This is a genomic window from Pseudaeromonas pectinilytica (assembly GCF_054780855.1).
Genome location: NZ_BAAGVN010000007.1, coordinates 1 through 1,024, shown reverse-complemented (window position 1 = coordinate 1,024; position 1,024 = coordinate 1). Strand labels below are relative to the sequence as shown.

The following is a 1,024-nucleotide window of genomic DNA, read 5'->3' as shown; positions in this document are numbered from 1 at the left end:
CGAAGAGGTAATGGATTTCAAGTGTGACGAGCTGATTTTGGGAAAAAAAGATGCCGATTCAAGGGCGCTTACTTATAATCACCACTCACAGCTTAGAGATCCCCTCATTTTTAGAGACTCAAATAATTCCAAGTGTGCGGCTATATAAACGGTGTTGCTTCAGGTAGTAGATAAATTTATCCAGCAATAGGACTGCATTGGCCTCTTTCATTTTTGGCAGCAACTGGTAATAGATGACCCCTTGCCGAAAGAACGAATAGGTTCGGCTCTTGCTGGTATTGACCTTGATCGTTCTCTCCAGGCCAACGCTATCGCCAGCCTTACCCAGCAGCGTTAGCAGGACAATGGCGAGGGCGCTGAACAAAAACAGTCGGTCGCGCCGGACCGGATTACTGATGTGCACTTCTCCCATACCCATGCCAAATTTGTAATCTTTGATATCACGAAAACTGGTCTCGATACCCCAGCGCTGGCCGTACAGTTGCAACGCCTTGGCGGCGCTCAGGTCGGTCCGGTTACTGGCCAGAAACCAAGCGTCCTTCATGCCACTTTTGCGACAACAATAGACCCGTTCGACAGGCTGTCTCTGTCCGGTGAGCTCCACCTGTTTGAGGGTTCGGGTGCGTCCGGTCGGCGTTAGCCAGTCACGAGCTGGAACCTGCTCTCCACCAGGGTAACCAACCAAAATATTTCCTTTAAATCTAATGACATAAGCAAAGCCTAGCTCTTGTTCCAGGCGCTCGAACAGCTCCATGTAACCAAAGCCTCGGTCAGCGACTACTGTCACGAAGATACCCTCTGGTAGCGTCTGCTTGAGTTTGGTGAGCAGCTCTTTCTCNGTCTGCTTGAGTTTGGTGAGCAGCTCTTTCTCATGGGCATTGCGTTGCCCTTTGAGCAACGATTTTCGATGGGTTTTCCACAGCAGCGGGGTACTGCGGCCATGGTTGGTTTGCAGGCTGATAACCAAGGTGCTGTGATCATCGGCGTCGAATTCGGTCCAGTCCATGGAGACTACGATCTCGGT

At 50.7% G+C, this 1,024-nt stretch carries 1 protein-coding gene; it reads right to left on the bottom strand.

All coding sequences use genetic code 11. The features are described from left to right. Positions 1-118: 118 nt before the first annotated feature. The coding region (locus tag ACYVG7_RS00445) for an IS4 family transposase (RefSeq protein ID WP_460881291.1) at positions 119-1,024 on the bottom strand (906 nt) is incomplete at its 5' end.